This window comes from Bradyrhizobium sp. UFLA05-125, assembly GCF_059803515.1.
In genome coordinates this window covers 1-12,903 of the sequence record NZ_JBANBJ010000023.1, presented here as the reverse complement: position 1 = coordinate 12,903, position 12,903 = coordinate 1, and the positions used below count along the sequence as shown (strand labels likewise).

General features: G+C 63.3%; 12 protein-coding genes and 1 tRNA gene. 9 read left to right on the top strand and 4 right to left on the bottom strand.

Translation table 11 applies throughout. The features are described 5' to 3' along the window. The first annotated feature begins 40 nt into the window (after positions 1-40). The 5 genes from SO156_RS20860 (at position 41) to SO156_RS20840 (ending at position 6,541) form a co-directional block, all read left to right on the top strand. Positions 41-919, top strand: coding sequence for an SDR family oxidoreductase (locus SO156_RS20860; protein WP_498536111.1), 879 nt, complete (start codon positions 41-43; stop codon positions 917-919). Between the two features lie 77 nt (positions 920-996). Further along, the gene (locus SO156_RS20855) at positions 997-1,950 is read left to right on the top strand and encodes a dihydrodipicolinate synthase family protein (protein WP_498536110.1); all 954 of its coding nucleotides are present in this window, start codon (positions 997-999) and stop codon (positions 1,948-1,950) included. Between the two features lie 4 nt (positions 1,951-1,954). Further along, a complete protein-coding gene (locus tag SO156_RS20850) occupies positions 1,955-2,770 on the top strand; it encodes an NUDIX hydrolase (RefSeq protein WP_458150830.1) in 816 nt (271 codons plus the stop codon). A gap of 76 nt (positions 2,771-2,846) precedes the next feature. Beyond that, entirely contained in the window at positions 2,847-3,764 is a 918-nt protein-coding gene (locus SO156_RS20845) for a DMT family transporter (protein ID WP_458150829.1), read from the top strand. A gap of 89 nt (positions 3,765-3,853) precedes the next feature. Next, positions 3,854-6,541, top strand: a complete 2,688-nt coding sequence (locus tag SO156_RS20840) for a PAS domain S-box protein (protein ID WP_498536109.1) — start codon at positions 3,854-3,856, stop codon at positions 6,539-6,541. A 133-nt stretch (positions 6,542-6,674) separates the two neighbouring features. Here the strand turns inward: SO156_RS20840 and SO156_RS20835 are convergent, their stop codons facing one another. After that, complete coding sequence (locus tag SO156_RS20835) at positions 6,675-7,025, bottom strand: GrlR family regulatory protein (RefSeq protein ID WP_458150827.1); 351 nt, start codon at positions 7,023-7,025, stop codon at positions 6,675-6,677. A gap of 248 nt (positions 7,026-7,273) precedes the next feature. Between SO156_RS20835 and SO156_RS20830 the strand changes: the two genes are divergently transcribed. Beyond that, positions 7,274-7,792 (top strand): hypothetical protein, encoded by a 519-nt coding sequence (locus SO156_RS20830; protein WP_498536108.1) that lies wholly within the window; start codon positions 7,274-7,276, stop codon positions 7,790-7,792. A 69-nt stretch (positions 7,793-7,861) separates the two neighbouring features. Here the strand turns inward: SO156_RS20830 and SO156_RS20825 are convergent, their stop codons facing one another. Continuing rightward, positions 7,862-8,245: a VOC family protein gene (locus tag SO156_RS20825; protein WP_498536107.1), complete on the bottom strand. Its 384-nt coding sequence runs from the start codon at positions 8,243-8,245 to the stop codon at positions 7,862-7,864. A gap of 184 nt (positions 8,246-8,429) precedes the next feature. Between SO156_RS20825 and SO156_RS20820 the strand changes: the two genes are divergently transcribed. From SO156_RS20820 to SO156_RS20810, 3 genes are all read left to right on the top strand, one after another. Next, positions 8,430-8,975, top strand: coding sequence for a hypothetical protein (locus SO156_RS20820; protein WP_498536106.1), 546 nt, complete (start codon positions 8,430-8,432; stop codon positions 8,973-8,975). A 153-nt stretch (positions 8,976-9,128) separates the two neighbouring features. Continuing rightward, a complete protein-coding gene (locus SO156_RS20815; protein ID WP_458150823.1) occupies positions 9,129-9,617 on the top strand; it encodes a hypothetical protein in 489 nt (162 codons plus the stop codon). 132 nt (positions 9,618-9,749) lie between these two features. Then, positions 9,750-9,826: transfer RNA gene (locus tag SO156_RS20810), tRNA-Arg, on the top strand. Positions 9,827-10,417: 591 nt separating this feature from the next. On the opposite strand, the gene SO156_RS20805 is transcribed toward SO156_RS20810, so the two are convergent. Together SO156_RS20805 and SO156_RS20800 are read right to left on the bottom strand one after the other, a co-directional pair. Beyond that, positions 10,418-11,008, bottom strand: a complete 591-nt coding sequence (locus SO156_RS20805) for an ATP-dependent DNA ligase (protein ID WP_498536105.1) — start codon at positions 11,006-11,008, stop codon at positions 10,418-10,420. A 327-nt stretch (positions 11,009-11,335) separates the two neighbouring features. Beyond that, entirely contained in the window at positions 11,336-11,782 is a 447-nt protein-coding gene (locus SO156_RS20800) for a hypothetical protein (protein ID WP_498536104.1), read from the bottom strand. Between the last annotated feature and the right edge of the window lie 1,121 nt (positions 11,783-12,903).

Sequence of the window (12,903 nt, the reverse complement as noted above, 5' to 3'; positions counted from 1 at the left end):
TGCCCCGGACGCGAAAGAACAAAAACAGGGAGAAGCCACCATGGGACTACTCGACGGCAAGGTCGCGTTGATCACCGGCGCGGGCGGCGGGCTCGGTGAGGCCTACGCAAAACTGTTCGCGCGGGAAGGGGCGGCGGTCGTCGTCAACGATCTCGGCGGTCCGCGTGACGGCTCCGGCGCCGACAAGTCGATGGCGCTGCAGGTGGTCGACGCGATCAAGGCCGAAGGCGGCCGCGCGGTCGCCAACGGCGCCGACATCTCCACCATGGAAGGCGGCCAGTCCGTGTTCGACGACGCCATCAAGCACTTTGGCCGCGCCGACATCCTCGTCAACAATGCCGGCATTTTGCGCGACCAGACTTTTGCCAAGGCCGAGGAAGCCGACTGGGACAAGGTGATCAAGGTGCATCTGAAGGGGACCTTCTGTTGCACATTGCCGGTGTTTCGCTGGATGCGGGAAAACGGCGGCGGCGTCATCGTCAACACCTCCTCGACCTCGGGCCTGATCGGCAATTTCGGCCAAACCAATTACGGCGCGGCCAAGGGCGGCATCTGGGGCCTGTCCAATGTGCTGGCGATCGAGGGCCGCAAGTACAACATCCGGATCTGGACGCTGGCACCGGGCGCGCTGACCCGCATGACCGCAGACCTGCCCCGCTATAAGGAGAACCCCGGTGCGGCGCTCGGGCCGGACGGCATCGCGCCGGCCGTGCTATACATGGTCAGCGATTTGTCGGGCGACCAGACTGGCAAGGTGCTGGGCGTGTCCGGGCCCCGCGGCGTGCGTGAAATGCGGATGATGGAGATGGAAGGCTGGAAACCGCCACACACGGGCTGGAAGGCCCAGGACATCGTCGATCACGCCAAGGAAATCTTCTTCTCCGAGGCGGAGATCAAGAAATCGGCGCGGCGGTTTTAGCAACACCGTCATTCCGGGCGCGACGAAGTCGCGAGCCCGGAATGACCAAGCATAGATGCAGAGATTAAGGAAAGACGATGAAACTCACCGCCGAAGCCAAGGGCACCTTCGCGATCGCGCCGACGCCGTTCCATGATGATGGCCGGATCGACGAGCGCTCGATCGACCGCCTGACGGATTGGTACGAACAGGTCGGCTGTGAAGGCGTGACCGTGCTCGGCATCATGGGCGAAGCGCCCAAGCTCGATGCGGCGGAAGCCGAGCAGGTGGCGGTGCGCTTCGTCAAGCGCGCCAAGAAGATGCAGGTGATCGTCGGCGTGTCCGCGCCGGGCTTCGCCACGATGCGCTCGCTCGCCAGAGCCTCGATGGATGCAGGCGCCGCCGGTGTGATGATCGCGCCGCTGCCGTCCTTGCGCACCGACGATCAGATTGTCGGCTATTTCAAGCAGGCGGCCGAAGCGATCGGCCCCGACGTGCCGTGGGTGCTTCAGGATTATCCGCTGACGCTCTCCGTCGTGTTCACCCCCGCGGTGATCCGCAAGATCGTCATGGACAATCCGAACTGCGTGATGCTCAAGCACGAGGATTGGCCGGGGTTGGAAAAAATCTCAACATTGCGCAATTTCCAGAAGGACGGCTCGCTACGGCCACTTTCGATCCTCTGCGGCAATGGCGGCCTGTTCCTGGACTTCGAGATGGAACGCGGCGCCGACGGCGCGATGACCGGTTATGCCTTCCCCGAGCTCCTGATCGACGTCGTGCGCCTCTTCAAGGAAGGCAAGCGCGACGCCGCCCATGATCTGTTCGATGCCCATCTGCCGCTGATCCGCTACGAGCAGCAGCCGGGCGCCGGCCTTGCGGTGCGCAAATACGTACTCCAGAAGCGCGGCGTCATCGCCTCCAGCGCGCAGCGCAAGCCGGGTGCGATCATCACGCCGGCGGCGCAGGCGGAGGTCGATTACCTGCTGTCGCGCGTAGCCCGCGTCGACAAGCGCGCCAGTCTCCAGCCGCAATCGAGCGCCGCAGGTTAGTTGCATGCCCGGGACATCAGCATCACGCCCCGCCTCGACGATTCTCCTGCTGCGCGATGGCGCAAAGGTCGAGGGCAAGAGCCGCGGCGAGGTTGAGGTCTTCATGATGGTCCGTCACCATCAGATCGAGTTCAATTCGGGCGCCCTGGTGTTTCCTGGCGGCAGTGTCGATGCCGGCGACAAGGAGATCATCGCGCAGCCTGCGCTTTACGCAGGCGGCGAAGGGCTTTCAGAGTCCGATCTCGGCTTCAGGATCGCGGCGATCCGCGAGACGTTTGAAGAGAGTGGCATCTTGCTGGCGCGCGAGAAGGGGTCTTCCGCTCCGGTCGACGCCAAACGTGCCGGTGCGATCGCGGACGCTCATCGCGTCGCGCTCAACGAGCACAAGATCAGCTTCCTCAGCATCCTCTCCGACAACGGCCTCCAGCTCGCGCTCGATGCGCTCGTGCCTTACGCGCACTGGATCACGCCGGAGGGCATGCCAAAGCGCTTCGACACCTGGTTCTTCCTCGCCGCCGCGCCGCCCGATCAGCTCGGTGCGCATGACGGAAGGGAAGCGACAGACTCGATCTGGGTGTCGCCGCGAGAAGCGGTGGAGGGTGGTGAGACCGGCCGCTTCAAGCTGCCGTTCCCGACCACGCGCAACCTGATCCGGCTTGCCAAGCAGCCGACGGTGATGTCCGCTCTCGACCATGCCCGCGGCATGTCCATCGTCACGGTGATGCCGGTGATGACGAAGACTGAAACGGGTCGCCAGCTCCGCATCCCACGCGAGGCCGGCTATGACGGGGAGGTGTTCGAAGTCGGTGCGGTGGGCTGACATAGTTCGATATTTAGCGAAGTATTTGGGGCTGGGTGCGCGATAGGTTCCGTCCGATATCAGGATGGAATGCGCCATGGACACCACCCGCCAGGATACGACGATCACCTTCGAGCTCGCATTGCTGCTCCTCCTTGCGACACTCTGGGGCGGCTCCTACACCTTCATCAAGCTCGGCGTCGCCACCATTGCGCCGATCACGTTGATCGCGGCACGCACCGCGATCGCGGGCACGCTGCTGCTGATGGTCATGCGCCTGCGCGGCCTCGCCATGCCGACTGATCTTGCAACCTGGCGCCGCTTCGCCTTCCAGGCCTGCCTCAACAGCGTCGTGCCCTGGACCCTGATCGCCTGGGGCGAGCGCTATGTCGATGCGGCGCTCGCCACCATCCTCAACTCGGCCGCGCCGATCTTCACCTTCCTGTTCACGGCCCTGGTGACCCAGCACGAAGCCACCACGGCGCGAAAACTGTTCGGCGTCGTCGCCGGGATGGCCGGCATCTGCCTGATCGTCGGCGTCGATGCATTCCATGACATCGGCCGCGGCCTCGTCGCCGAAATCGCGATCGTTGCGGCAACGCTCTGCTACGCCTGCGCGGCCATTTTCAGCCGCGGGTTCAGGGGGCTCGATCCGATGGCGCCCGCCGCAGGCTCGCTGCTCGCGGGCGCCGCGGTCCTGATCCCGGCCTCGCTCGCCATTGAGCAGCCCTGGACGCTGTCACCCTCGCCAGGTTCCGTCCTTGCGCTGCTGGCGCTCGCCGTGTTTTCGACCGCGGCGGCCTTCGTGATCTATTTCCGTCTGATCCAGACCCTCGGTTCGGTCGGCACCACCGCGCAGGCCTATCTGCGCGTGCCGATCGGCGTCGCCATCAGCGTGGCGTTCCTCGGCGAGAGCCTGAGTCGGACGGCGTGGATCGGGCTCGCCTTAGTCGTCATCGGCGTCGCCGCCATGACCATCCCGGGAAGCGCTGCGCGTATGGCTAAGGTATCGTAAAAGCCGGCCCGGCCGGCCGGTCGAGGCATGTTCCCTCAAGGATAGAATACGTCGTATATTGGGGCCGAATGGAGTCCGGTCCTGACCAAATGCCTGCCGAACTGACGCCGAATTCGCACCCGAAGCGAGCGTTTTCGCTCTCGATCGGTCAACTGACGTTCGGCAGCTTCATCCTGGTGCTGGCCGTAATCATCGTCACCTCGACCGCGAGTGTGATCGCGATCCGCCACATCGATTCGACCTTCGCGGAGCTTCAGCGGCTGCAGAGCGTTGGCGATCTCGCCGAGGAGATCGACCGCCGCATGAACGAATTGCGGCTCGCCGCGCGTGATTTCGTCACCGACCCCGGCGCGGGCATCCAGTTCAAGCAGGTCGGGGAAGCCGCCGCGACGCTGAGCGACATCCTGAAGAAAACCCGCATCGAGCTCGCTCCCGAGCAGCAGGACATGATCGATGGGGTCACCGAGCGCCTTGCGACCTATCGCAGCGGGTTGGACCGGATCTCGGCCCTGATCGATCGCCGTGCCCAGTTGCTCGCCGGCCTGCCGCCGCTACGCGAGGCGCTCGACACGGCCGTTGCCGAAACCGGCGATCGGGAGCTCGCCTCTCGGCTGTCGGAGGCTCAGAGCCGGATCGCACTCGGCTTGCTGGCCCGCAATCCGTCGGCCGCCGAGCAGGCGGCGCAAGGCATGCGGACCTTGACCATCGCCGATGCCAGGCTGAGATCGGCGGTCAATAACTATTCCGAAGCCATCATCGCCGTCGCGGTCCGCGAACGTCAGATCGCCGATATCGACAGCGAAGTGCTCGGCACCGAGGGACGGCTGATCGGGCGCGTCACCGAGTTGCTGCGCGAGGTCAGCGCGCGGCGCGGGCACGTGCTGTCGCGGGACTTCGCCCGGACGCTGGCCGAGGCGAGATGGCAGAGCATCGTGCTCGGCACCATCGGCGTGCTGATCGGCATCATTGCGGCCGGGTTCGTGGTGCGCCGGACGGTGCGTCCGCTGGCCCAGATCGCGCGGTCGATCCGCGCGCTTGCGGCCGGCGAGAAGAATACGTCCATCCCGTCTGCCGATCTCGACAACGAGATCGGCGACATCGCGCGCGCCGCGGAGGTGTTCCGCCGCGCGCTCGAGGAGGCCGATACCGCGCGTGAAGCGGCGGTCCGCGCGCTCACCGAGCAGCGCCTCGCGGAGGAAAGCTACCGCAAGCTGTTCGAGGGCTCGGTCGACGGCATTTACGTCACGACGCCGGCCGGCGACCTCCTCAATGCCAATCCGGCGCTGGCACGGATGATGGGCTATGACGGCCCGCAGCACCTCATCAACAGCATCAGCGACATCGCCCACACCATCTATGTCCATGTCGAGGCGCGCGAGGAATATCAGCGCCTGATGGAGCGTGACGGCATGGTGCGCGAGTTCGAGTACCAGGTGCGCCAGCGCAGCGGCGACATCCTGTGGCTATCCGACAGCGCGACCGGTGTCCGCGACGAGGAGGGCAGGATCGTCCGCTACGAGGGCACGCTGCGCGACATCACCGACCAGAAGCGCGCGGAAGACGCCATCGCCGAAGGCCGGCGGCTGTTGCAGCAGGTCATCGACACCGTGCCGGCGGTCATCAACGTGAAAGACCGCGAGCTCCGTTACGTGCTGATGAACCGCTACATGGCCGGCATCTTCGGTATCGAGCCGGGTGACGCGCTTGGTCGCACCACCGCCGACCTGATGTCGCGCTATGGCGCGGCCAAGACCGACGAGAACGACAAGCGGGTGCTGAAATTTCGCAAAGGGCTCGGCTTCTACGAGGAGGAGTACGAGGATGCCTCCGGCAACATGCGGCAGTGGCTGGTCAACAAGCTGCCGCTGCTCGATGCCGACGGCGAGATCGAGCGGATCGTCACCGTGGCGCTCGACATCGGCGAGCGCAAGCGCGGCGAGCAGGAGATGCGCAAAGCGAAAGACGCCGCCGAAACCGCGCTGCGCAATCTGCGCGAGACCCAGGCCTCGCTGATCGAGGCGGAGAAGCTTGCGGCGCTCGGGCGCCTGGTCGCGGGCGTCGCGCATGAGGTCAACAATCCAGTCGGCATCAGCCTGACGGTGGCGTCCGCACTGGAGCGCAAGACGGCGGTGTTCTCGGCAGAGGTCGAGCGCGGCGGGTTGCGCCGCTCGACGCTCAACGACTACCTCAACACCAGCCGCGACGCGTCTTCACAGCTCGTCGCCAATCTCAATCGTGCGGCCGAGCTGATCCAGTCGTTCAAGCAGGTGGCCGCCGACCGCAACTATTCGGATCAGCGCACCTTTGACCTTGCCGACCTCACCGAGCAAGTGGTGCTGAGCCTGCGGCCGGGCCTGCGCAAGCACAACCTGACGCTCAATGTCGAGTGCCAGCCCAACCTGATCATGAACAGCTATCCCGGCCCGTACGGCCAGGTGCTCACCAACCTGTTCCTCAATTCCGTCGCGCACGCCTTCCCGGACGGACGGCCAGGTCTCATCGACATCCAGGTACGCGAATCTGGCAAGGACAATGTCGAGATCATCTTCTCCGACAATGGCTGCGGCATGTCACTCGACGTTCGCCGCCGCGCCTTCGATCCGTTCTTCACCACGCGACGCGACCAGGGCGGCACCGGCCTAGGCCTGCACATCGTCTACAGCATCGTCACCAACCGGCTGGGCGGGCGTCTCGATCTCGACTCCGAGCAGGGCGGCGGCACGCGCATCCAGATGATCCTGCCGCGTGTCGCGCCGCTGGAGCAGGCCGCGGAATAGCGCGTGTCTAAAGCGCGATGAGATTAGGTTTTTGTTTCAGCATGATCTCCGCGCAAACGCATTCCGCGTTTTGTCGCGAGGAAAACCGCTCCACACTTTGTGCTGGCGCGATCCTTCGGGCCCGGATCATGCTCTAATCGATGTCTGCGAGCTTGCGCAGCGTGGCACCAAAGATCAGGCTTGCCTTGCCGACGAGCGCGGTTCCCGTCATCTCCGCGCCCGCATCGGTGAAGGTGCCGCTGACGCCGACGCCGACCGGCGCCGGACCGCCGAACAGGGGATTGTCGTCGCCGCGCGGTGAGGTGTGGCGCTGCACCAGCACCTCGCCCTTGAAGGTGCTGTCCTTCACTGTGTAGCTGCCGGTGTAAAAGAGGTAGGCATCGCCGCCGAGAATCTGGCCGTCGCGAAACATGATCACGCCGCTGCCCTTGCCGACGCGTCCATCGAGCAACGTCACGTGAATCGAATAAAGACCGTTCTTCATGACGTCCCGCGGCCGGCTGCCTTCGCCCCTCGGCGCGCCGGTCCGATGTTTATGCCAAAGCGCCATCCTTCGTGCAACGCAGCAGTTCACCCGCGGCCCTGGCGCCAAGCCGTAGTTGTCCCGGCTTGCGCATGACAGGGCTATGACGGCCTCATAGTGCAGCGAGGCCCTCTGACGCGAATCAAGTTGGCCCGCGAAATGCATAAACCCTAGTTGCACTGGCCGCGGGGTGCTGGAGCAAGACGAACGTGACCGACTGGATCAATTCCGGCGGCGATGAGCCGCGTCTACACAGTGCGGGTGTAGACAATGTCAGTTGTGAAGCAAGCCGTTGTGAACCGAGTCATAGGCAGATCGGCAGCTCGACGCGCTGGAAACGCGCTGCGAAACTCGGTTGTGGTATACTCTTGGTGGTGCTCGCGGCCCCCTTCGGGCACGCACGTGACCGCGGCCAATTCGTCAACACCAATGCCGAATTGAAGGCGTGGTTTGACGGCTTGCGCAGCGGAAAGGGGCCCTGTTGCTCGGATGCCGACGGGTCGGCGATCTCGGATTCCGATTGGGAAAGCAAGGACGGGCACTACCGTGTCCGCGTGCCGCGCTATGGCTTCATGATCCATGGCCAGCAGCAGGAGCTGGTGTGGGTCGATGTCCCGGAAGAAGCCGTGATTTCGGAGCCGAACCGTGTCGGGCGAACCATGGTATGGCCGATCTACGGCTACATGGGTGTCACGATCCGGTGCTTCATGCCGGGCAGCATGACCTGACGATGCCCGATCCAGCGTAGCTCGGCGGAGCTGCGGCGGATGGATCGGGCAATGCAGCGTGTTGCAGGCTCAGGTGTATTTCTTGTCGCGCTCGAGCAGCTCGACTGAAATACCTTCGGGGCCGCGGATGAAGCAGATGCGGACGCCGGGCCGGATCGTCGTCGGTTCGCGCGTGAACTCAACACCCTTCGCCTTCATCTCGGCGGCGACGGCGTCGATGTCCTTCACCGTGACGCCGAAATGGTCGAGGCCCTGATGGGGATGGGGCGGGGGCGGGTTCATGGGCTTGCCGGACTCAAGCGGTGCAATGAAGATGTTGGCGCCGCCGAGCTTGACGTCGATGCGTGCCGGGCCGCGCACGATTTCGCCACCCAGCACGTCCCGCAGCCAAGCCGCCGTTGCCTCCGGATCGGGGCTGCGCAGATGGACATGGTCCCAGGTGACTACAGGCATTTCGTTCCTCCGGTCGGGCTTCGCGGCTTTGCCGTCATGTTAGCGATCCCCTCGGCCGACCGCCACTCGCGCATTCCTGTTACCCGAGATTCGGCTGCCTGCGGGAACCCAATGCTGCCTCGCGGGTTAGGGACGAGGACGGCACGTGCGAAACGCGCGTGGTCGCATACGGGGCGACGCATCCATGCTCGCAGGGCTCTATCGCGTCGATCTCAACGGTTTGGCCAAACTCGGTGCCTTGCTGAGGCCGGCCTTCTCAGTGAGGCGAAAAAGCCCGTTGTGGCTTGCGGCAGCGGTCCTTGCCGGGGGTGGCACTTGGGGGCTGATGTCCGCTTCCGAAGGCAATGAGAGCGACGGGATCGAGTTGGCAACGGTCCAGCCTGAGCCTGCGCAGTCTGTGCCACCGGCAACCGCAGCGACCCAGGCATCAGTGCCGGCCGAGCTCGATCGTTTGCGGATTTCGTCGCAAACCTGGCGCCGCGGCGGGCTCGGTTCGCGGGCGCTTGTCACCTTCACGTTGCGAAATGACAACGACTATGCGGTCAAGGACCTAGAGATCCTCTGCGCCTTCACCCGCCGCGACGGCAGCCATCTCACCGATCGCAGGCGCGTGCTTGCCGAAACCGTGAACATGAAAAGCCGCAAGACGTTTGCGCATGTGCAAATCGGCTTCGTTAACGTGAACGCCAGTCAGGCCAAGTGCTCGCTCGCCGCGGCGCGACGCGTCTAAAGGGTCATTGTTGCGATAGCGGAATAGTTACCGTCATGCCGTCGAAAAAGTTCGCGTTGTCCTTGAACCAGAAGGCGGGCAGAGGAACATATTAATGGATCGCCGGTTAAGGCGAAGGGCCCGTGCGCTGCTGTGCGGGTGGAGCGCTGCCAGATGCCCATCCTTCGGTATTTTGTGTTCGTCGGCGGCGCATTGCTTGCGCTGCTGTTGGCCGTGAATCTCGCGCTGCCCGAAGGGCCGGTCGGCGAGAGCATCGTGACATCGAGCGAGGCACCGCTGATCCGGATTCGGTCGGATCGCAAGCTGCCGGAACGTGTGGTGCTGGATACCAGCCAGCCGACGATTGCGCCGGCCACGCCTGTGAACACGGCGAGCGTTGCTCCCCAACCGCCTGCCCCCGGCGATATGTCAGCCAAGGCACGGGTCCGCGAAAGTTTCGCCCAGTTGACCCCCACCGAACCGAAGGGCGATGCGGCGTCGGTCAAGAAGCCCGTCCAGCCGAAGCGCAAGGTCGCCAGGCGGTCTCCACAGCCCTACTACTATGGGCAGCCGACTTATTATGGTTTTGGGCAGCCGATGTTCGGCAGGCCGATGCGCGTGGCGCAACAGCCCCATTTCGGGCTCTTCAACACGACCTGGTGAGCATCCTTCGACCTGCCCGGATCGAGCAGGTGGGGGCTTTTGCTCGTTAGACCTCTCTGCTAATCCCATGCATCCGAACGATCGGGCGCCTAGCCTGACGGAACTCGGAACTCGCCCGGTCCCGGGCACGACGCGCTCGTAGCTCAGCTGGATAGAGCGTCGGATTTCGATTCCGAGGGTCGGGAGTTCGAATCTCTCCGAGCGCGCCAGTAAAATATAAACAAGATCAATATTTTAAATCGGATTCAAGCGGTGGCTTCTTGCCGCTGGGGAGCTTGGAAAATCGCGATTTGGGTCCACTTTTGGGTCCGCGCCGGTTTGTCGGGTCCAACGTTTGCATGCCTTCTCTACTCTTGAATAACCCACAACGGACTGGGTGGTCCGTGCTGGAGCATCCTAGGGATCGTTGTTGTCAACGAAAGCACTCGGAGCTACGGGGCGGGGGTCGTGCCGAAGGTATTGGGGTTCTGCCGCTCGGTGCCCATCGAGATGATGGATTCGCCAATAGGCCATCATGGCCTAACCGGGGACGCCGCTGCAAAGTTGCCAGCGGAGGGCGGGAGCCGGTCAGCGGGGGATCGAATGCGTTCGGGTGCTCGAACCAGTTACTGTGACATGTTTTCTTGACCCAGCGCAGTTGCCCTTATTTTGAGCGCGGGACGCGAACCAGCGCCGGGATAGCGCCTCTCACTCCAGAACGACGCCAGTCGCGCTTGCCGGTGGCGGATCGATAGGCGGGATCGACCAGTTAGACGGTTGAGACTCGAAAAAGCAGGAATTCCTGTTTTTCCCAGAGACGGTCATAGTTCTCGCTCCATCGCCGGATGGCTGCGGTTCTTCACCTTGATCCAGTGCTTCTGTCGGCCGCCCCGGTAAGGCCGGTCACGATGCTTGGAAACGAGACCTTCAAGACCCATGCGGCACGCGGCTCGGAATAGATCGGGCCCGATCTCGCCGCGCTCGAATGGGGCAACCGTGATCCCGTCCGGTCTCCGTGCCAGCAGCCTCTCCAAGTTGGTTTTGCGCAAGTGCAGCGGTAGGTCGCGCAGATCGTCGCCGCCGATGGCGAGAACATCGAAGGCGTAGAGTTGGACCTCGCGGTCATGCTTGCGCGAGTGCAGCGCATTGAAGTCGGAGATGCCGTCAACGCCAAGGATCACGGCCTCGCCATCGATGACGAAGTGCTTCTGCCGGTTCTTCAGAGCAGCCTCAGCGATCCACGGATAACGCTTAGTCCAATCGCTGCCGTTGCGGGACAGCAGCCGCACGCGCTCGTTCTCCCGGATCACCAGCATCCGGTATCCATCGTGTTTGACTTCGTGAAGGCACTCCGGTCCCGAGGGGACCTGCTTGCCTGCGGTCGCAAGGCAAAGCTGAAAGGCGTTACGCATGAGCGGAAGATAGGCACTTCAGCGGAAAACGCGAACGGCCCCTAGGGGCTAGCGGCCCCAGCAACCGGCTGGAGGCTTGGTTAGGCCGAGGCCGCTAGTGGCGCTGGTCACGCAAACCATTGCTTACTCACGGCCCCTGCGCATTATCGTATGTGAATTCAGCGCCTTACGGAAACGAGTAGCGTGAAGGTTATGGACAATGACTGGTCGTTCATCGTGTCTGTCACCTCGCCGTCCGTGCTAACGACGGCACTGATGGCGCTCGCGCTACTCTTCATTTGACCGAACCATCACACCCCATCGGGCGTTCTGCATCCTTGCAACGTATTACCGCGCGCCGATCGCGAAGTGCGCGGCGCGGACATGAGCGCCGACCGTGGCGTTTGTGATCGCATCGCCACAGAAGCAGCGCGCCGTTCCGTCGAGCCTCTGCGTCGGCAGCGGCATCGCCAGCCGGTGCATCCGGTCCTTCCAAGCGGTCCAGTCACGCTGGCGACGCCACGTCTCGAAGTCTGCCTCTGTGCGCGCTGCGGCCAGCTCCTGCCACGCTGCTTGGAAACTCATGCGGGCTTCGTCGAACGTCTCGGCAATGCCGCTGCGGTGCTCACCGGGATCGGTGCCGGGATAGAAGCCGCAAGACCAACTCCACTGCGGGGCCGAGTTCGGGACACCGGCGCGGCGACCTACGACCCCGACACTGACATCGCCGAAGAATATCAGCCATGTCTCGCGGTGCGGATCGTCCTTGCTGCGGCGGCGGGTGAGAGCGGGCATGCCGCGATCAAAGCGACGCACGACCTTAGTGGCAAATTGTCTATCCCTCGTGGATCAGATCGTCGCGAGACTACAGTCAGTCGTGGCTGTGAACGGTTCTGCACGCCGGGAGATCTCAGAGAGTGTCTGCTGTGCGCGAAACCTCCGGCGGAGGTCGAAAGAATGCTTCTGGGCTCACGTCTGCTTAGCCCCCACCAGCGGCACGAGAGCAGACATTCCGGGATCGCCGCTTTGGGGCCAAAAGGCGACATCGGGCGCCCTTGGCCTGTATATGAAAACAGGCCGCCCACAGAGGGGCGGCCTCAGCACATTTTGATCTGATCTTTTTTAGTTCTTGAACCCCAAACTCGAGCAATACCACCAGCTTTCGAAGTCTCTCCAACCGGATTTGGCTATGCCCTCCTTGCACTCGCTGTAGGATTTCCAGTTGCCCACGTTTTTGCACCTTGAAAAATTCCAGCCACCAGCCCAGGAGCATCCGACCGAAGGGGCGTTGCCATTAGTCTGGACCGGTGCGGCATTAGCGGGTGCAATCGACGAGATTGCGATAGCTAAACCCGCAACGAAGAGTGACGCGGCATTCATGGCTATCTCCCAAATCTCCGGGACAGGACAGCAGTCGCCATCCCGGAGCGAAAGCGTATGCGCCTGTCCAAGGAAGGCAACTGGAAATTCGTGCCAGCACGTAAGGGCTGACCTGCACAAACCGGAGAACAGCCCAATCAGGACACTCTCAAATTCAGATGAGGACACCGGCGCTCAAATGCGAGGACTGCCTCGGCGTGCATTGCAACATTTTACAACTACGATACCCTCCTTGAACTTCGCAGATGCCGACCGAATGTCGGTTGTGGGTCAAACTGCGAAGAACTCAACGTGAGCAAATCGAGTCCGCTATTCACCCCCTAAGCGGACCTCGACGAGGCGAGCGGCCACTTCGCTGATGGGCCAATCGCAGAGTGATCGGTGCGGCCACTGCGTCTGAGAGCCATCAGGTCAAACCTTACGTTGCCGGTTTGATCGCTCTAAGGCTGCTTCTCGAACGTTCGCATCGAGCCTACGGATGTGAGCCATGGCTGCGCGGAGCGAGACCACCACTGAGTATGGGGGACGATCTGGTC

Excerpts from the sequence above, each read along its gene's own strand:
- SO156_RS20860 (WP_498536111.1), top strand. The coding sequence starts at position 41 with ATGGGACTACTCGACGGCAAGGTCGCGTTGATCACCGGCGCGGGCGGC.
- SO156_RS20855 (WP_498536110.1), top strand. The coding sequence starts at position 997 with ATGAAACTCACCGCCGAAGCCAAGGGCACCTTCGCGATCGCGCCGACG.
- SO156_RS20850 (WP_458150830.1), top strand. The coding sequence starts at position 1,955 with ATGCCCGGGACATCAGCATCACGCCCCGCCTCGACGATTCTCCTGCTG.
- SO156_RS20845 (WP_458150829.1), top strand. The coding sequence starts at position 2,847 with ATGGACACCACCCGCCAGGATACGACGATCACCTTCGAGCTCGCATTG.
- SO156_RS20840 (WP_498536109.1), top strand. The coding sequence starts at position 3,854 with ATGCCTGCCGAACTGACGCCGAATTCGCACCCGAAGCGAGCGTTTTCG.
- SO156_RS20835 (WP_458150827.1), bottom strand. The coding sequence starts at position 7,025 with ATGAAGAACGGTCTTTATTCGATTCACGTGACGTTGCTCGATGGACGC.
- SO156_RS20825 (WP_498536107.1), bottom strand. The coding sequence starts at position 8,245 with ATGCCTGTAGTCACCTGGGACCATGTCCATCTGCGCAGCCCCGATCCG.
- SO156_RS20820 (WP_498536106.1), top strand. The coding sequence starts at position 8,430 with ATGCTCGCAGGGCTCTATCGCGTCGATCTCAACGGTTTGGCCAAACTC.
- SO156_RS20815 (WP_458150823.1), top strand. The coding sequence starts at position 9,129 with ATGCCCATCCTTCGGTATTTTGTGTTCGTCGGCGGCGCATTGCTTGCG.
- SO156_RS20805 (WP_498536105.1), bottom strand. The coding sequence starts at position 11,008 with ATGCGTAACGCCTTTCAGCTTTGCCTTGCGACCGCAGGCAAGCAGGTC.
- SO156_RS20800 (WP_498536104.1), bottom strand. The coding sequence starts at position 11,782 with ATGCCCGCTCTCACCCGCCGCCGCAGCAAGGACGATCCGCACCGCGAG.